This is a genomic window from Mediterraneibacter sp. HA8405 (assembly GCF_056148955.1).
On sequence record NZ_CM148758.1, the window covers coordinates 1,001,928 to 1,019,160 of the forward strand.

Consider the following 17,233-nt stretch of genomic DNA (forward strand, 5'->3'; position numbering starts at 1 on the left):
AATGAATTTATCTGACTCAAAGAAGAAACTGGCCTTTGCCGGCATCGTCTGCGGCCTTGTGGCCGTATGTCTGGCCTGGTTCGGCAATCCGGCCAATATGGCATTTTGTATTGCCTGCTTTATCCGCGATACCGCGGGAGCGCTGGGACTGCACTCTGCAGAAGCGGTTCAGTATGCAAGACCGGAAATTATGGGACTGGTGCTGGGCTCCTTTCTTATTTCAGTGGCTACAAAAGAGTACCGTTCCACAGCAGGCTCATCGCCGGCAGTGCGTTTTATCCTGGGAATGATCCTTGCCATCGGCTCTCTGGTATTTCTGGGATGCCCGCTGCGCATGATTATCCGCATGTCTGCAGGGGATCTGAACGCCTGGGTTGCCCTGATCGGATTCATCCTGGGTGTTGGCACCGGAGTATTTGCACTGAGGAAAGGCTTCAGCCTGGGACGGGCACATCTGACCAACCGTGTCAGCGGCGGCGTGCTTCCGGCGCTGATGCTTGGCATTCTGGTACTGGCTGTAGCGACGCCTCTGCTTAAGAGCAGCACAAGCGGCCCGGGAAGTATGCACGCGCCCCTTCTTCTGGCGCTTGCAGGCGGACTGATCTTCGGCGCGTTTGCCCAGAAATCCAGAATGTGTCTGGCAGGAAGTATCCGTGACGTGATCCTGATGAAAAATTTTGACCTGCTGACCATTATCGGCGGATTTTTCGTAGTAATGCTGATCTACAACATTGCCACAGGCAACTTTACTTTCGCGTTTGACACGCCGGGAATTATCGCTCACTCCGAGCACCTGTGGAATATCCTGGGCATGTACGCGGTAGGATTCGCTGCAGTGCTTGCAGGCGGATGCCCTCTGCGCCAGCTGATTCTGGCTGGACAGGGATCTTCAGATTCTGCCATGACGGTGATCGGTATGTTTATCGGGGCGGCTCTGGCCCACAATTTCGGCCTGGCTGCAAGCGGTACAGCTCTGAACGCAGAGACACAGGAAGTGGTGGCAGGAGCAGTGCCGTTTTATGGAAAAGCGGCGGTGATTATCTGCATTGCGGTGTGCTTTATCATTGCCTTTGCAAATAAAAGATCAGAAGGAAAATAAAAAAACGTCCGCCGCTTTGCCGGCGGATGACTGAAAATCAGACAGAGCATGACTTCAGTATTAAGTCATGCCGGAAAGAAGGACGGAATTATGAAAGAAGTAGATGCTAGAGGGCTGTCCTGCCCGGAGCCTCTGATGCTGACGGCTGAGGCGCTGAAAAATACAAAGGGGCCGGTCAGAGTACTTGTGACAGAGCCTCATCAGAAAATGAACGTGGAGAAACTGGCAAAAGACCGGGGAAAGAAGTATACCTCGACAGAGATTCCGGACGGTTTTGCCGTGGTAATTGAATAACAATGAGAAAAAAAGAGAAAAAACTGGTTGTAACATTTCACACAACTGCAGATGCAATGGCTATGGAGAAAGCCTGCCGGGAACACAATGCTCCCGGCAGGCTGATTCCCGTTCCCAGAAGCATATCCGCAGGCTGCGGCATGGCCTGGTGCGCGGCTCTGGAGGACCGGGACAGAATTCTGCAGGTTCTGGAAGAACGGAAGATCGAGCAGGAAGATGTGCATGAGTGTATGTTCTGAGAGGAAGGACGGATTCCTTTCTTCTTTGCCAGATTGCGAATGGCTCCTTTTAGTTGTTCTGGTGTTTTCATCATAATATCTCCATATACTCTTGTACTTTTTCCTCAATGTGAAATTTCCTGGCATATTCCATCAATCGGATGTTGTCACGCTCTTTGGAAGCAAAATATTCTTTCACCGCTTGGCTAAAAACCTGTGGGTCTGTCTGTTTGCGGCTCCGTATCATATCACAGATACACCGTTCTCTGTCATAGACTATGATTTTTCCGCCTTGCGGTGAGACCATCTCCATCATTCCTATGCTCCATAAGGACGGTTTGATCCGGTGGAACTCTACATGAAATAATTCTTCCTTTAGATAAAATACATTATAAGTCTTTGGCACTGTCATACTGTCCGCAAAAGAATAGATTCCCCGGCTTTCCCGGATCAGACTGCCTTCATCCAGATATTTTTTGAGAATTTATGATTATTTATCATATATACAAAGTGGGAAAATCTATTGACATTATACTGAATGCATCATAAAATATAACAGTGGTATATAACACTGTTATAACGGAGGCGTCACGATGAGTGAAACAGAAAAGACAACACTGGAACGGATTCTTTCAGCAGCTATGCAGGAATTCCTTGAAAAGGGATATCAGTCTGCTTCTCTGCGGAATATTGTGAAAACGGCAGGTGTTACGACCGGCGCGTTTTATGGATACTATAAGAGCAAAGAGGAATTGTTTGAGGCGCTGGTGGGGGAGCAGTATGACTATTTTATGGACTGTTTCCGCAAGGCGCAGTATGATTTCGCCGCTCTGCCGCCGGAGGAGCAGCCGGATAATCTGAGTTCTGTTTCCGGTGAGTGCATGCATGAAATGCTTCTGTATGCCTATGAGCATCTGAATGAGTTCAAGCTTATTCTCTGCCACTCGGAGGGAACCCGTTTTTCAGGAATGATTGATGAAATGGTGGAAATAGAGACTCAGGGAACCCATGATTACCTGGCGGTGCTCGAAAAAATAGGAAGACCGTCGCCTTATATTGATGAAAGGCTGGAACATATATTAATTACCGGCATGTTCAATACATTTTTTGAATTGATTATCCATGAGATGCCGCTCCCGGAGGCAGAGTATTATCTGCAGGAGATGCGGGCTTTTTATACGGCCGGATGGATGAAAATTATGGGACAGTAGGCCGGAATGGCCGGCTTCCCGGCATGCTGCAGATATTGTCGCAGGGCAGGGAATCAGAAAGTTTACTTTGTATTTCAGATATGTGGAAAGCATCAGCTTTCCATATATATTTGGATCGAAGTTAGTTAAAACTAATTAAAGATCGTATAAGCTAATCCGAGGGATATGAGAGGATGTATACAGGCCTCATATCATAAAAAATTCAAGGAGGTTTTACTACATGAAGAAACAGTCTAATTTATCCCGTCTGCTGGGATACGCGGGAAAGCATAAAATTCTTACATATCTTTCCTGGATTCTGTCTGTGGTGAGCGCTCTGCTTGCACTGGTGCCGTTCTGGTATATATGGCGGATTATACACGATGTGCTGGAGGCGGCTCCGGATTTCTCTCAGGCGGAAAATATTACAGGCTGCGGCTGGCTGGCGGTATTGTTTGCGGTACTCTCGGTTGTTGTTTATATCGCGGCTCTGATGTGTTCTCATTTAAGCGCCTTCCGTATTGCGTCCAATATCCGCAAAGAACTGATGCGCCATATAACAGAACTGCCCCTTGGGACATCAGAAAAGTATGGAAGCGGCAAACTGCGCAGGATTGTAAATACTTCCGGCAGCGCGGCCGAAACTTATCTTGCCCACAGGCTGCCCGATAAGGCGGGCGCCATAGCCACTCCCATAGGACTGCTCTTTCTGCTGCTGGCTTTTGACTGGCGTCTTGGTCTTCTGAGCCTTGTTCCTGTTGTACTGGGATTTCTGATTATGATGAAAATGACAGGAAAGAGTATGGAACAGAAAATGGAAGAATACCAGAATGCTCTTGCGGATATGTCAAACGAAGCGGTGGAATACGTAAGAGGCGTGCCGGTTGTAAAAACATTCGGACAGACGATTTTTTCATTCAAACGCTTCAAGGCATCCATTGATAATTACGAAAAGTGGGTGATCGAATATACGAAAGCTCTGAGGCTGCCCATGATGTTCTATACGACGGCAATCAACGGCACATTTGCCTTTCTCATTGCCGGAGGCATTATTTTTTCCAGAGGCGGCGTGACGGATGGACTGCTTTTAAATCTTATCTTCTATATTGTGATCACTCCGGTAATCGGTACCACGCTTACAAAAATTATGTTTATGAGCGAGGACGCAATGATTGTAAATGATGCCCTGAGCAGGATTGATGAAGTGCTCAATGAAAAGCCCCTGCCCCGGAGCACAGAGAAGTGTGCCCCGTCTGACAATTCTATTGTATTTGAACATGTCAGCTACAGCTATGATACTGACAGAAAGAGCGGCGCGGGAGGCGAAGGCAGGAAAAACGCGCTCAATGATGTGTCGCTGTCCATTGCGCCGGGACAGAAGGCGGCGCTGGTGGGCCCGTCCGGCGGAGGGAAAACCACCCTTGCAAAGATGATTGCAAGATTTTTTGATCCCCAGGAAGGAAGAATATTAATCGGAAATACGGATATACGGAATATCCCGAAAGAAACGCTGATGGATAAAGTATCTTTTGTTTTCCAGGAAAGCCGTCTGATCAAAGCATCTGTGCTGGAAAATGTGCGCATGGCAAAGCCGCAGGCCATGAGAGAGGAGGTCATCCGCGCGCTGGAAGCGGCCCAGTGTACGGATATCATTGAAAAGCTGCCTGATGGAATCGATACAGTGATCGGCGCGAAAGGGGTATACCTGTCCGGCGGCGAGCAGCAGCGGATTACCATTGCCCGTGCTGTTCTGAAAAACGCGCCCATTCTGATCCTTGACGAGGCTACGGCATTTGCCGACCCGGACAATGAGGCGCGGGTAGGAAAGGCCCTGGCGGAGCTCTCCAAAGGAAAAACAGTCATTATGATTGCCCACCGGCTGTCGTCGATTACGGACGCGGACTGCATCTATGTGCTCCGGGATGGAGAGATTGCAGAAAGCGGAGACTACGACGGACTGATCCGGAAAAACGGTATCTTTACACGCATGTGGAAGAATTATTCCGAAGCTGCGGAATGGAAGATTGAAAAGGAGGTAAGAGCATGATCAGGATGCTGCAAAGACGGTTTGCATTATCAAGGCAGGGAGCCATCGATCTGATTAAGGGATGCATTGCATGTGTCGCGCAGGATATCTCCCTTATGATTCCCGTAGGGCTTCTGTATTTCTTTGTTATTGACATGATGAACGGGGCAGTGGACGGGAAAAGGATTGTACTGTATGGCGCAGGCGCAGCCGGCTGCCTTATCCTTATATTTATTGTAACCTGGTTTCAGTATAACGCCACGTATCTGGCCACTTATGTGGAAAGCGGAGTCAGAAGGATCTCTCTTGCCGAGCAGCTGCGGAAAATACCCCTGTCCTTTTTCGGGAAAAAAGATCTGGCGGATCTGACCAGTTCGATTATGGGCGACTGTGCTACCCTTGAAACGGCATTTTCCCATTATGTGCCCGCTCTGGCCGGTTCCATCATTTCCACCACGCTGATTGCGGTGTGCCTGTTTGCCTATGACTGGCGCATGGCTCTGGCGGCGGTGTGGGTTCTGCCGGTGGCATTTATGATCACACTGTTTTCCGCGCGGATCCAGGAGTATTTTAACCGCAAAGCTTCGGCGGCAAATATAGCGCTGGAGGACGGCGTACAGGAGTGCATTGAAAGTCTGCAGGATCTGAAGGCAAATAATGCGGAAGCCGGCTATCTGAAAGGCCTGGATAAAAAAATAGACAATGTGGAAAAAAGACATATTATAACAGAACTCGGGACAGCGCTGTTTGTTGTTTCATCTACATTGATTTTAAAATTCGGGATAGCAACAGTGGCGCTTACAGGTTCTGTGCTGCTCATCCGGGGAGAAATTGATGTTCCGCTGTTCTTCATGTTTCTGCTGGTAGCGTCGAGGTTGTACGCTCCTCTTGAGGGAGCCCTGCAGAATCTGGCGGCTGTGATTTCCACCCGGACAAATATAAACCGTATGAATGAAATTCTGTATCATCCGGTTCAGACCGGCAGCAGTACGCTGACAAATCAGGGGTATGACATTGTATTCGATCACGTGGGATTCGCTTACAATACCGGAGAAAGCGTTTTAAAAGACGTATCTTTTACAGCGCGTCAGGGAGAAGTTACGGCTCTGGTAGGACCTTCCGGCGGCGGAAAAACAACGGTTTCGCGGCTTGCCGCAAGATTCTGGGATATCAGCAAAGGGAAAATCACAGTAGGCGGCATGGATATATCAAAAATTGATCCCGAGACACTGCTGTCACTGTACTCCATTGTTTTCCAGGATGTAACATTGTTTAATAACACAATTATGGAAAATATCCGGATCGGAAGAAAGGACGCTGCAGATGAGGAAGTGATCGCGGCCGCAAAACTGGCAAACTGCGAAGAGTTCGCCGCAAAGCTGCCGGAAGGGTATAACAGCATGATCGGAGAAAACGGATGCGAACTTTCAGGCGGGGAGAGACAGCGGATTTCCATTGCCCGCGCCTTCCTTAAAAACGCGCCGATTATCCTGCTGGATGAAGCAACTGCGAGTCTTGACGTGGAAAATGAAACACTGATACAGACTGCGCTGTCAAGGCTGATAAAGGATAAAACCGTGCTTGTTATCGCCCACCGCATGCGCACGGTAAGCGGAGCAGATAAGGTGGTGGTTCTCTCGGAAGGCGTTGCTGCGGAACAGGGGACGCCGGAGGAACTGATGCGAACCGGAAAAATCTATCCCCATATGGTAAACCTGCAGATGAATCCCTCCGAATGACCGGCTGGCGGAGGAAAAAGCCGTAAGGGCGGAAACCGTTTTGTAAAAAATAAGTTAGATTGCAGAGAGCATGGAAGAAAATATACTTTTATGCTCTCTTTTATATTATAATGAACCCAGAGACGGAGATGGGAGGTGCAGGGCATGAAGAAAATGCGGGCAGCGGCAGCGGTAGCAGAGGACACGTCACTGGAGTATGAATTCACGGCGGACGCAGGAGAAGTGGAGCCGTTTGGAGATTAAAAATATGAGCAAAGGTATTATTCTTTATCAGTCAAAATACGGAAGTACAAAAAAATATGCGCAGTGGCTCGAAGAGGCGACTGGTTTTGAAGTAATGGAAGTAAAAAAGGCAAAAGCAGACACAATAAACGGTTATGATACAGTGGTGCTGTGCGGCGCGGTCTATGCGTCGGGAATCGCCGGGGTATCTTATCTCAGGAAGAATAAAAACATGCTTGCCGGAAAACGGACGGCAGTGTTCTGCGTAGGCGCTTCTCCGTATGATGAAAAGGCGCTGGGAGAGATCAAAGAGCACAATCTGAAAGAGGACTTAAAAGAGATTCCCATGTTTTACGGGCGGGGAGCCTGGGATGAAGAGGGCATGACATTTACAGACCGTACTATGTGCCGGATGCTTCAGAAGGCAGTCGGGAAAAAGGATCCGTCCACATATGAGCCCTGGATGAAGGCACTCATGTGCGCGGTCGGACAGAAATGCGACTGGACAGACAGAAAGTATCTGGAGTCGCTGATTAATTATATAAAACAGGAATAGGAAAGATGAGAAAAAACAGAAAAATTGCGGCAGCTGTCGGTGCTGTGCTGCTGATTCTGATTATTATGATAGCGGCAGCCGCAATCCGGAACGGGCATTATCTTGATGAGCTCTTTATAGAAAAAGATCCCTCCCGGCTCCCTTATCTGAACGTATACTATTCAGATGAACTGGTGTCTGCAGAGTAGACATTCTGCCTGGCAAAGAGAGCGATTACAGAAAATGAATGTAGTATAAAATCCGGGGAGAAAAGCATATGGAAACAATTATTATATACGGAAGCTGCTATGGAACGGCAAAAGTATATGCAGAGGTGCTGGCAGAGAGACTGAAATCTGAGGTATTGCCGTACGATAAGGTGAAAGAACCGGTCGGATATGAAAGGATTATCTATGTGGGAGGACTTTACGCAGGCGGTGTTATGGGCATGGCCAGAACAGCGAAGAAGATCCCGGCGGATCAGTGTAAAAAATTTGTTGTAATAACCGTAGGACTTGCCGATCCGGCTGATGAAAAAAATATACAGAATATCAGGACGTCCGCGCTCAGACAGATTCCGAAGGCCCTTGCTGATAAAACGGAATTCTATCATCTGAGGGGCGGGATTGATTATGAAAAGCTGAGTTTCAGACACAGGATGATGATGAAACTGCTCTATGAACAGGTGAAAAAACAGCCGGTTGGTGAGCAGGATGCGGATACCCGGGCAATGATCGAGACGTACGGACAAAAAGTCAGTTTTGTAGATACGGAATGCCTGGAAGATATAGTGAAGAAACTGGAAGATTGAGAATTTGTGTTGTTGCTGTTGTGCGAGGAAAGTGATGGATAGAATCAAAAAAATTATAAATTATATTACATGGGCAATGATTGCAGTGACCGGCATTCTGTTTTTTGCAAACTGGAATAATATTCCGGAATCTGTTATTACGCATATTGGCCTGGGAGTCTCCTATGGGAGCAGGAATAATCTGATTCTGCTCTTTATTATTGAAATTATTATAAACACAGCATTTACACTGGGATATGATATCCCTTTTATCAGGGGAATGAAAAAAACCAGACAGTCCTCTTATCTGACCGAGATTATCAGTATGGCCGTTCGGGTGCTTGCGGTGCTGATAATATCCGCATTTATTCTGCAGGGAGTATGGCGGCAATGATTTTGAGATATATTTTGAAGAAGATGATTTTGACAAATTTGCAGACAGACTGAAAGAGTGTGACGTTGAATATGTGCATCCGGTGAAGGAACATTCCTGGGGCCAGAGAGTAGTGCGCTTTTATGATCCGGACAGGCATATTATCGAAGTCGGAGAAAATATGAAAGTTGTCTGCAGACGTTTCCTGGACAGTGGAATGACACCGGAGCAGGCCGCAGAACGGATGAATGTGCCCGTGAAATTTGTGAAAGCATGTATGCGGTGATATTTCTTGTGAAGAAAGAAAATGAAATGAAGGCAGTGGAACGGCTGAACAGAGACAGTTATAAAGTTGAGGATGAGAAAACGAATGACGGAGACTAATATGTTTATGATTCGAAAGTACGAGGCACAATATCAGACAGACTGCTTCAGTTTCTGGAAATATGTCTGCCGCAGTCAGACAGAAAATTTGAGCCGGACGGCCGTCATAAAATGTATAGGAATGTTCTGGGATATTTCGAGCATTTCTGGTGCCTTTTTGACGGAGAAGATATGATTGGGACAGCAGCACTGAAAAAGCTGGACAGCGGCCGGTGTGAACTGAAAGCTCTGTACCTTCTGGAAAAGTATCATAAAAAAGGAATGGGGCGGCGGCTCTTTAAGCTGAAAACACCGGGATGGAATAAAGCGGAGGAAAATCGGAGTACAGATATGGAGATCAGAGCATACAGAAGGGAAGACATAAAAGAGATAGCAGAACTTTTCTACAATACAGTACACACTGTCAATGCGGCGGATTATACGGAAGAACAGCTGGATGCGTGGGCTGACGGGAATATAAATCTGTCAGCGTGGGACCGATCCTTCCGGGAGCACAGGACACTGGTTGCGGTGATGACGTCAGATCCGGGGAATGGAGCGGAACAGATTGTGGGCTTTGCGGACATGGACGGTACAGGGTACCTTGACCGGCTGTATGTGCACAAAGATTTTCAGCGGCGCAGAATTGCGTCAGCACTTTGTGACAGGCTGGAGCAGACAGCGGACGTGGCAGAATTTACAACGCATGCGTCTCTTACGGCGAAGCCGTTTTTTGAAAAAAGAGGCTATCAGGTTGTGCAGGAGCAGCAGGTGGAGAGAAAAGGGATATTGCTGACAAACTATGTGATGAAAAAGGGTGTGGACTGTACCTGGAGAAAGTAGTAAGCAATGGCTGTGGAAACCATATTTCAAAGGGCAGATCTGTCTGCCCCGGCACTGATCAATCCGGCGGATACGACAGAGAAGATAAAAGATTTTCCGAAGATCTGCGTATCCACATTTTCCGATAATATTATCCGGAAATTTGCTTCCATGGAACATGTAGAGCAGATCGCGGAACTAGATACCGCAAACGGAGCAATGCCCGTCTATAAGATCCGCTATAAGAATACGGAGATCGCTTTTTTCCAGTCGAGAGTAGGCGCGCCTGCCTGTGTCGTCGGCTTTGAGGAAGCTGTGGCAATGGGGGCGGAAAAATATATGGCGCTGGCATTTGAGTGCGGAATAGCCATGAAAAAGAACTTGAATACGCAAAGCGTATTATGATAGGATGAATTACGGAGCAACCGTGTTGCAGGGTGGCTGACCTCTATTCTTACATAGAATGGGAGGTGATGCTGATGGACAAGAAACCATTTGATTTTAAAGACCTGATGGCCTTTGGTATGTTCATACTGGCATTGCTGACATTCGTATTTGCGAATTTGAAGTAATCCATTAAGCATAAGAAAACCACCCTCAAAACTTTGACCAAGTAGCCGGGTGGTAATCTTATTATTCTGCTTAAGAGGTCAACCCCTTGTGGGCGGCTGCTCCTTTTCTATTAAAAATATAGCATATTCGGAGAAGAGATTCAAGATTATATATCTGCAGAGAAAAGGAACCTAAAATGAAATTTTAAATTCCACCCCTCTAAGGGACAGTAGAGTTTACTTCTGCACAGTTGATATTTACTCTTTCATATATTCATGGTATGGTTATCTCTCCTTCTGACAGCAGTAGAAGGAGGCACATGATGAGTAAATATATTCCTGGTAACCAGAAACATCTTACCCTCGAAGACCGTATCTATATCGAAAATGAACTGAACAAAGGCACATCCTTTAAAGATATTGCCAGGTTCCTGTGCAAGGACCCTACCACAATCTCAAAAGAAGTCAGGGCTCACCGGCTCTCGGATTGGTATCATAAAGGGACTTTCTATAATGCCAAAAACTTCTGTACCCACCGCTATCACTGCAGGAAGACAAATGCCTGCGGAAAGATTGTCCTGTGCGGCATCAAATGCGCATCCTGTCCTACCTGTAACCAGACCTGCAAAGACTTCGAAAAAGAACGCTGCTCAAGGCTTGACCGGGCTCCCTATGTCTGCAACGGCTGTACGAAAAAAATCAGTCACTGCACGATCGCCCACAAATACTCTTATAACGCCAGGTTTGCTGACAGGAAGTATCGGGAAACACTTCGGGATTCCAGAACAGGGATCAACATGACGAAACGGGAACTTCACGAAAAGGATCTGATCGTTTCCCCTCTGATCGAACAGGGACAGTCCCCTTATCATATCCTGACAAACCATCCAGAACTGGATATGTCCGTCCGTACGATGTATTCCTATCTTGATCAGGGACTCTTTACGGCACGTAACATAGATCTGAAGCGGAAGGTCCATTTCAAGCCAAGGAAGTGCCATAAAACACAGATCACGGACAGAGCCGTCTTCACCAACCGGTTATATCGCGACTTTTGTTCCCTCGGTCTAACAGACTATGTTCAAATGGATACCGTACATTCGTCCAGGGAATCAAAAAAGACCTTGCTGACTATGTTTTTCACCAAAGAGAAGCTCTTCCTCGCCTTTCTGATGAACCGATGCACGAAAGGCGCTGTCCGTCTTGTTTTTGACCGTCTGGAAAAGCGTATGGGAACTTTTGAATTCGCTTCCGTGTTTGAATATATCCTGACGGACCGGGGCTCTGAATTTGGTGACCCGGATGCTTTGGAGACCGGTGTAAACGGAATACAGCGTTCCAGCATTTATTACTGTGACCCGATGCAGAGCGGGCAGAAGGGCGGACTGGAGCAGACACACACGATGCTCCGGATGGTTCTGCCGAAAGGCACCAGCTTTGAGTTTCTCACACAATGGGATGTCAATCTGATCGTGAACCATATCAACTCTACTCCCAGGGAAAGCCTGGATGGAAGAACGCCATACAGCGTTGCATTGGAAACGCTGGGAGGAGAGGTCTTAAACGCATTTCAGCTTAGGCCGATTGCCCCGGATGAGGTAAATCTGACACCTAAGCTGATCCGCTTTAATCACTAATCAACTGATCGAAATCTGCTGTCAGACTGGAAGTAAACATTTCACATTTTTTAGATGTGACCGGTGGAATTCAGTCTCGCACACTATTTTTCAGCGGTCCGTTTCCTATGCCCAGAAATCAAGTATTTTTCGATGAGTTGAGCTAATTATAGCAGAAAAGAGGATATTTTGCTCAAAAATCTTCTGCAAAATCGGCAAAAAACAAAGTGTGGTGGAATTTAACTCTGCACTGGAATTTAAAATTTCAAGTTAGCCAGAGAAAAGGAATGACAAGCGACAGATATGAGGTGTCCGTTATATGAAAAATACGGTTTTGTAAAAATGGAGTATGAAATGAAACTGCCCGAAAATACAGGAGTGGAAGAGGAAATAGAAGATGGACATTAAAATTACGGCGGCTTATGATTTTAGAAAAGTATTGGAAGTAAACGGAAAAGAATACCGGATATTGAAATTGCTGGGAAAAGGTAAGGGCGGATATTCCTATCTGGCAGAATCTGATCAGGGAAAAGTTGTGTTAAAACAGATTCATCATGAGCCCTGTGATTATTATCAGTTCGGGGATAAAATAGAAGCAGAGATGAATGATTACAGGCGGCTGCAAGAAATCGGGATCTCCTTGCCTAAGATGCTGGATGTGGATACGGACAATGAACGAATCGTAAAAGAATATATAGAGGGGGATACGGTCTATGAAATGGTCTTAAAGGACAAGCCGTTGGATGAGTGCCTGCGTCAGGTAAAAGCGATGTGCCGTCTGCTGTATGCAGCAAATACAAATATTGATTATTTTCCCACAAATTTTATCATGCAGGGAGGTGTTCTCTATTATGTTGACTATGAGTGTAATGAATATATGGAAGAATGGAACTTTGAAAACTGGGGTGTGAAATACTGGTCAAAGACGCGGAACTTCTCAGGTATGCGGAGGAACATTCATAGGGGAGTTATAAAAAGGCCAGGGGAACATTAAAATGGATAATTATAAGATTATAAATATAAAGAATCGGCCAGAATTAATAGAAAATGCCGCAGTCTGGTTTCAGGATAAACGGCGGGTTCCGGCAGATGAATACAGGAAAAGTATGGAAGAGTCTTTGGAGAGTGCTGCATGCACATTCATAAAGGAAAAGAATAAAACATGAGAAAAACTATTTTATATATTGCCATGAGCCTTGACGGCTATATCGCTGACAAAAACGGAAGTGTGGACTGGCTGACAGGCCAGGACACGGATGAAGAGAATGTGGATACCTATTCAGAATTCGTAAAAGACATCGACACTGTTGTAATGGGGTGGAAGACCTATGCACAGGTCATAACGGAACTTTCGCCTGGAAAATGGCCCTATGAAAATCTGACAAGCTACATCATAACCCATAGAAACGAGAAGCCGGCAGAGAAGATCAGATTTGTCAGGGAAGATCCCTGTGAACTGATTATGAGGCTGAGAAAAATGCAGGGAAAGAATATCTGGATCTGTGGAGGAGCCGGCATCATTCAGCCGCTGATTAAGGGAAATCTGATTGACGAATATTATATTTCTATCATACCGGCGATTCTGGGGGACGGTATCCCGCTGTTCGGGAAAAGAGAAACAGAAATACAGCTTCAGCTGAAATATACGAGGACATATAACGGGATAACAGAACTGGTTTATGTCAGGAGGGAATAGAACATTTATGATAAAAGCGATATTCTTTGATTTAGACGGCACGCTGCTCTCTCATACCACCAGGTGCATTCCTCAGGATACAGTGCAGGTGCTCAGAAAATTACGGGATAAGTCTCTTTGGATCAATTAATCAAAGGAGATGTGGAGAAGATGACAGAGCAGATCAACGGCAGTGACGGCAGGAAAGAGTTTGAACGTCTGAGTATCGTATTTACCGTGCTGTTTCTGGCGATCCTTATCACCCCTGTTCCGCTAGTGCATTTTTTATCCTATGTGGGAATGGTGATCTGGATCATAATCCTGGAGGCGGGGATTTTCGTGGCTTACCGGGTTGAAAAAGAAAAACGGAAGTTTGACACGCAGACATTCCGTGAAATTCAGGCTTTTCTGGAAGGAAAAAGTCTCAGTGAGATTGAAAAAAACAGAGAGAAAGGGAAAAGACGGTATCAGAAAATATTTCTGGCGATCGGGGCAGGAGTGATTGCTCTGGCAGTATCTTTATTCTTTCTCTGGATTCTGGGTGTAAAGCCATCTTAGAGAAGATATATCCGGACTTACAATATACGAGTGCAAAAGCGGAAAAATTTCGGAGGAATAGATTATGAACAGAAAATCAATCGCACAGGAATACTACATATTAGTGACGGATAAATACGGTATGCTGCCGGCGATGAACAGAGAGGAAGCCGGGGCAGGGCTTGCAGCGGCGGCATTTATGGAGCTTCTTGCGGCAGGAGTGATTGAGGAAGAAAAGAAGAAAACTGTGGTGGTGAAAGACCTGCCCGCTGAACTTGAGTATCTTCGCCCGCTGTACATATATCTGAGAGAAAAGCATCGCTACGCAAACAGAATAATGACAGACTGGCATTCGGGCAGCAGATGCAGACAGCTTATGGAACTGATAGGCAGATCCCTGCAGGAAGCCGGGCTTGCGAAAGAGGAAGAGGGAGGTCTGTTCCGACCGAAGCAGGTATATATCCCGGAAAAGAAATATAAAGAGAAACTGATCGGGACTCTGAAAGCCGTAATTACAGAGGAAGAAGAGATGACTTCTCAGGATATGGCGCTCCTGTGCGTTTTACAGGAGTCCAGGAATCTGAATCCGTTCTTTTCGAAAGACGAGAAACGCAAATTGAAAAAGCAGATGAAGGAGTTAAAGCAGAATCCTCGGAATGAGAAACTCGCGGAAATGATCGGTTATATTACTTATATGGAAGATATGGCAACATATGTTTTTCTTACAAGTATTACGTCAAACTGACTGCCCGGAGTGGAAAAAACAGAATAAGCTGGTTATGAAAAGGCGGGGACCGGAGACGGTTTCCGCTTTTTCATGGTGCGCCTGGCGGCGCACGTTTCTTAAAGGTGCAAGTCCTAAATCCGCCCGGTAGCGGGAAGGATGTAGCCGAAGGCAAGGGTGTCGATCGTGAGGTGGAATCTGAAGGAAGCCGGATGTGGGGAACCTACTAACCCACGGGCAAACATCTGTCTTATGACGTCACCCTTGATACAAGAAAAACTTTCGCACGGCTTGCTTTTTCGCTTAACTCTTTTGCGTGATATACGAAAAACGTATGCACCAATTATGTCAGACGTGCCTGTACGGTATATCTATATGCACCAGTTTTTTCAGCCTATATTTAAAGTGAAACTTTGCACCAATTTTAGACAAAAATCTCACAGCCCTGCCTTGCGGTTGTATGTAGAGTAGAAGCCGTGAGAAAATAAGAAATTGCGCTAATTTTATCATTAATCTAGGAGCGCGGTACTAAAGTTTGATAGTCGCCGTTTTATTAGATCAGAGTGAATCCTTATAATCGTTTTACGTAAACAGAGCACTGCGAGTTGAAAGGCGAAGCGGACAAGCCAAAAATCGGAGTAGAAATATTACTAAAACTTTAAACTGGATAACGTTTAAAATATCGTAAGAAAGGTTGGCTGCAAAAACACTATTCTGTACTATTTTATAAAAGTTTCCTTTCAAAATCGTTGACGAATTTAAACAGGTTCTCTTCTGAGTCTGAATTGAAAAATACAAGTCCGATATTCTTCACTTCCTGGTAACCTTGAGCTTTTATTTTTTCCATAAACTCAATATCTGCTTTTGTATCTTTCCTAGTAGAATTATAAGAAACTCCTGAGTTCTCGTGAATATCTAAAAGAGCATCCTCTTTCCATTGGTCATGCTCTAGGATGTGTCCGCCTTTCGGCTCGATAATACATTGATAATACATTGCGTGGTTTACCTGTACCCGTAGCCATATTGAATAGTAAATGCTTAGCCTGTGCTTTGTCTTTCTCGAATAGAAAAATGAAACTCTTTATCGCATCCTCTTGATATGGGCGCAAAGTGCGACTAATATTTTCTGTAATATAGGTCGGAATTTCATAAGTAGACGCAAACTCTATAAATTCTGGATCGTTTTGAATTTGATTGAAGAGAAAGTTTTCGAGAGTATCCTTAACTTTTACTTTATTCTTCGACATCTTCGCTTTCCTCGTTAGTTTGATAGAAGCGGTCTGTCAAAACTTTTTCTGCGTCACTGACATGGTATTTCGCATCGTTCATCTCAGCATAATTGAGATAGAATTGATTTTCATCTAGAATATCTACGAGTTTTTGTTTGCGTTCATCGAGACTAAGACTTCGGAAGTTCTCGTCTTTTTCGAACTCTTTCTTATCAAAGAAGAACTTTAAGAATGCATTCTTTTGCATGTCTTGATAAATTTCCTCACCCTCCTTTTTAGAAGTATAGCTTACGGCATATTTTGCAGGAAGTCTAGTGTTAATATCTCGGTAGAATCAATCGCTTTTCCACTATCTCGGCTACTACTGCAGGGTGTTCTGACGACAAACTTTTTATAAAAGATTCTAAGTGTGGAGGTATTTGACTTAACAAGCCAAATACCTCCACGCTCTATTTATTATTTAAAGTGAAAATGGTCAAGCAGATATTGAGTAGCCTCATAATCGGATTCATCCAGATAATGAATTGTCATACCGAAAGGCTCTCCTTGTGGCCCAGTAAAATAGATATAGTCCGTAGATTCTCCTGGCATTCCTCCAAATTTTTCAGAAGGATAAGAAAGATCTGGATAAACTTCAATACGGTAGGCTGTAACACCGTCAATAATGATTTCAGACCATCGAACTTCTGTGTCGGGAGCGTAACCCGTTTCAAGATAGCTCTTGTATGATGCTTTTGCAATTTCATAAGGATCAGATAATTCATTAACGGCATCGTATATATATTTACCATGATAAATATCAAACCACAAATGCTCTTTATCTCGCAGAATTTGATCATTTTTTGTAGCGTTGTCGTCTTCAAAGTCTTCAACTTTGTAGTAATTTCTCATATATTCAGCATATTCGTTATAGAAGTCCTCTGAAACCGAATGGTAGCCAGTACCATTGAAGTCATCTTCCTCCCTAAATCCTTTGTAATACGCATCCTCTGGCAGTTCAAAAGAAAACAGAGGCGTATCACAAACTCTTAATGAATCTTTAGATGCCGCATTAGCTGTAGTTTCATTTGTTTGTTCCGTTTGTTCCGTCTGAGTATTTTCTTCTTGCGTATTATCACTGGTAGATGGTTCAGAATCTTGTATATTCCGTTGAGAGCATCCCATTAAAAGTAACGACATAATCAATAAAACGGACAAAATCTGTAAAAACTTTCTTTTCATGTTTTTTCT

The 17,233-nt window shown here is 45.2% G+C and carries 24 protein-coding genes; 20 read left to right on the forward strand and 4 right to left on the reverse strand.

Annotation, left to right across the window (positions count from 1 at the left end):
• The first annotated feature begins 1 nt into the window (after window position 1).
• The 3 genes from yedE (at window position 2) to AC0QUU_RS04690 (ending at window position 1,632) form a co-directional block, all read left to right on the forward strand.
• Window positions 2–1,099 (forward strand): YedE family putative selenium transporter, encoded by a 1,098-nt coding sequence (gene yedE, locus AC0QUU_RS04680; protein ID WP_474544899.1) that lies wholly within the window; start codon window positions 2–4, stop codon window positions 1,097–1,099.
• A 90-nt stretch (window positions 1,100–1,189) separates the two neighbouring features.
• Window positions 1,190–1,393, forward strand: coding sequence for a sulfurtransferase TusA family protein (locus AC0QUU_RS04685; RefSeq protein WP_474545520.1), 204 nt, complete (start codon window positions 1,190–1,192; stop codon window positions 1,391–1,393).
• A 2-nt stretch (window positions 1,394–1,395) separates the two neighbouring features.
• On the forward strand, window positions 1,396–1,632 hold the full coding sequence (locus AC0QUU_RS04690; protein ID WP_474544900.1) for a putative Se/S carrier protein: 237 nt from the start codon (window positions 1,396–1,398) through the stop codon (window positions 1,630–1,632).
• A gap of 70 nt (window positions 1,633–1,702) precedes the next feature.
• On the opposite strand, the gene AC0QUU_RS04695 is transcribed toward AC0QUU_RS04690, so the two are convergent.
• Window positions 1,703–2,023 (reverse strand): type IV toxin-antitoxin system AbiEi family antitoxin domain-containing protein, encoded by a 321-nt coding sequence (locus tag AC0QUU_RS04695; protein WP_474544901.1) that lies wholly within the window; start codon window positions 2,021–2,023, stop codon window positions 1,703–1,705.
• Between the two features lie 181 nt (window positions 2,024–2,204).
• Between AC0QUU_RS04695 and AC0QUU_RS04700 the strand changes: the two genes are divergently transcribed.
• From AC0QUU_RS04700 to AC0QUU_RS04780, 17 genes are all read left to right on the forward strand, one after another.
• The gene (locus AC0QUU_RS04700; RefSeq protein ID WP_474544902.1) at window positions 2,205–2,822 is read left to right on the forward strand and encodes a TetR/AcrR family transcriptional regulator; all 618 of its coding nucleotides are present in this window, start codon (window positions 2,205–2,207) and stop codon (window positions 2,820–2,822) included.
• 220 nt (window positions 2,823–3,042) lie between these two features.
• Window positions 3,043–4,848 carry an ABC transporter ATP-binding protein gene (locus AC0QUU_RS04705; protein ID WP_474544903.1) on the forward strand — a complete coding sequence of 602 codons (1,806 nt, stop codon included), beginning with the start codon at window positions 3,043–3,045 and terminating at the stop codon, window positions 4,846–4,848.
• Entirely contained in the window at window positions 4,845–6,566 is a 1,722-nt protein-coding gene (locus AC0QUU_RS04710; protein WP_474544904.1) for an ABC transporter ATP-binding protein, read from the forward strand. Before AC0QUU_RS04705 ends, AC0QUU_RS04710 begins: the two co-directional genes overlap by 4 nt.
• A gap of 247 nt (window positions 6,567–6,813) precedes the next feature.
• Window positions 6,814–7,344 carry a flavodoxin domain-containing protein gene (locus AC0QUU_RS04715; RefSeq protein ID WP_474544905.1) on the forward strand — a complete coding sequence of 177 codons (531 nt, stop codon included), beginning with the start codon at window positions 6,814–6,816 and terminating at the stop codon, window positions 7,342–7,344.
• A gap of 5 nt (window positions 7,345–7,349) precedes the next feature.
• Complete coding sequence (locus AC0QUU_RS04720) at window positions 7,350–7,532, forward strand: hypothetical protein (protein WP_474544906.1); 183 nt, start codon at window positions 7,350–7,352, stop codon at window positions 7,530–7,532.
• Between the two features lie 68 nt (window positions 7,533–7,600).
• Window positions 7,601–8,134, forward strand: coding sequence for a flavodoxin domain-containing protein (locus tag AC0QUU_RS04725; protein ID WP_474544907.1), 534 nt, complete (start codon window positions 7,601–7,603; stop codon window positions 8,132–8,134).
• Between the two features lie 34 nt (window positions 8,135–8,168).
• The gene (locus AC0QUU_RS04730; RefSeq protein ID WP_474544908.1) at window positions 8,169–8,507 is read left to right on the forward strand and encodes a hypothetical protein; all 339 of its coding nucleotides are present in this window, start codon (window positions 8,169–8,171) and stop codon (window positions 8,505–8,507) included.
• A gap of 7 nt (window positions 8,508–8,514) precedes the next feature.
• Complete coding sequence (locus tag AC0QUU_RS04735; RefSeq protein ID WP_474545521.1) at window positions 8,515–8,772, forward strand: VOC family protein; 258 nt, start codon at window positions 8,515–8,517, stop codon at window positions 8,770–8,772.
• Window positions 8,773–8,981: 209 nt separating this feature from the next.
• Complete coding sequence (locus AC0QUU_RS04740; RefSeq protein ID WP_474544909.1) at window positions 8,982–9,692, forward strand: GNAT family N-acetyltransferase; 711 nt, start codon at window positions 8,982–8,984, stop codon at window positions 9,690–9,692.
• 6 nt (window positions 9,693–9,698) lie between these two features.
• A complete protein-coding gene (locus AC0QUU_RS04745) occupies window positions 9,699–10,076 on the forward strand; it encodes a nucleoside phosphorylase-I family protein (RefSeq protein WP_474544910.1) in 378 nt (125 codons plus the stop codon).
• Between the two features lie 469 nt (window positions 10,077–10,545).
• On the forward strand, window positions 10,546–11,859 hold the full coding sequence (locus AC0QUU_RS04750) for an IS30 family transposase (protein ID WP_087210550.1): 1,314 nt from the start codon (window positions 10,546–10,548) through the stop codon (window positions 11,857–11,859).
• A gap of 376 nt (window positions 11,860–12,235) precedes the next feature.
• Entirely contained in the window at window positions 12,236–12,832 is a 597-nt protein-coding gene (locus AC0QUU_RS04755) for a hypothetical protein (RefSeq protein ID WP_474544911.1), read from the forward strand.
• 1 nt (window position 12,833) lies between these two features.
• Window positions 12,834–13,004, forward strand: a complete 171-nt coding sequence (locus tag AC0QUU_RS04760; RefSeq protein ID WP_474544912.1) for a hypothetical protein — start codon at window positions 12,834–12,836, stop codon at window positions 13,002–13,004.
• Window positions 13,001–13,534: a dihydrofolate reductase family protein gene (locus AC0QUU_RS04765; RefSeq protein ID WP_474544913.1), complete on the forward strand. Its 534-nt coding sequence runs from the start codon at window positions 13,001–13,003 to the stop codon at window positions 13,532–13,534. Before AC0QUU_RS04760 ends, AC0QUU_RS04765 begins: the two co-directional genes overlap by 4 nt.
• Before the next feature lie 7 nt (window positions 13,535–13,541).
• Entirely contained in the window at window positions 13,542–13,664 is a 123-nt protein-coding gene (locus tag AC0QUU_RS04770) for an HAD hydrolase family protein (RefSeq protein ID WP_474544914.1), read from the forward strand.
• Entirely contained in the window at window positions 13,652–14,071 is a 420-nt protein-coding gene (locus tag AC0QUU_RS04775) for a transcriptional regulator (protein WP_474544915.1), read from the forward strand. Before AC0QUU_RS04770 ends, AC0QUU_RS04775 begins: the two co-directional genes overlap by 13 nt.
• Window positions 14,072–14,135: 64 nt before the next feature.
• On the forward strand, window positions 14,136–14,795 hold the full coding sequence (locus AC0QUU_RS04780) for a GPP34 family phosphoprotein (RefSeq protein WP_474544916.1): 660 nt from the start codon (window positions 14,136–14,138) through the stop codon (window positions 14,793–14,795).
• A gap of 920 nt (window positions 14,796–15,715) precedes the next feature.
• On the opposite strand, the gene AC0QUU_RS04785 is transcribed toward AC0QUU_RS04780, so the two are convergent.
• From AC0QUU_RS04785 to AC0QUU_RS04795, 3 genes are all read right to left on the reverse strand, one after another.
• Entirely contained in the window at window positions 15,716–16,021 is a 306-nt protein-coding gene (locus AC0QUU_RS04785) for a DEAD/DEAH box helicase family protein (RefSeq protein ID WP_474544917.1), read from the reverse strand.
• Window positions 16,008–16,250, reverse strand: a complete 243-nt coding sequence (locus AC0QUU_RS04790; RefSeq protein WP_474544918.1) for a hypothetical protein — start codon at window positions 16,248–16,250, stop codon at window positions 16,008–16,010. Before AC0QUU_RS04790 ends, AC0QUU_RS04785 begins: the two co-directional genes overlap by 14 nt.
• A 209-nt stretch (window positions 16,251–16,459) precedes the next feature.
• Window positions 16,460–17,224: a hypothetical protein gene (locus AC0QUU_RS04795; protein ID WP_474544919.1), complete on the reverse strand. Its 765-nt coding sequence runs from the start codon at window positions 17,222–17,224 to the stop codon at window positions 16,460–16,462.
• Between the last annotated feature and the right edge of the window lie 9 nt (window positions 17,225–17,233).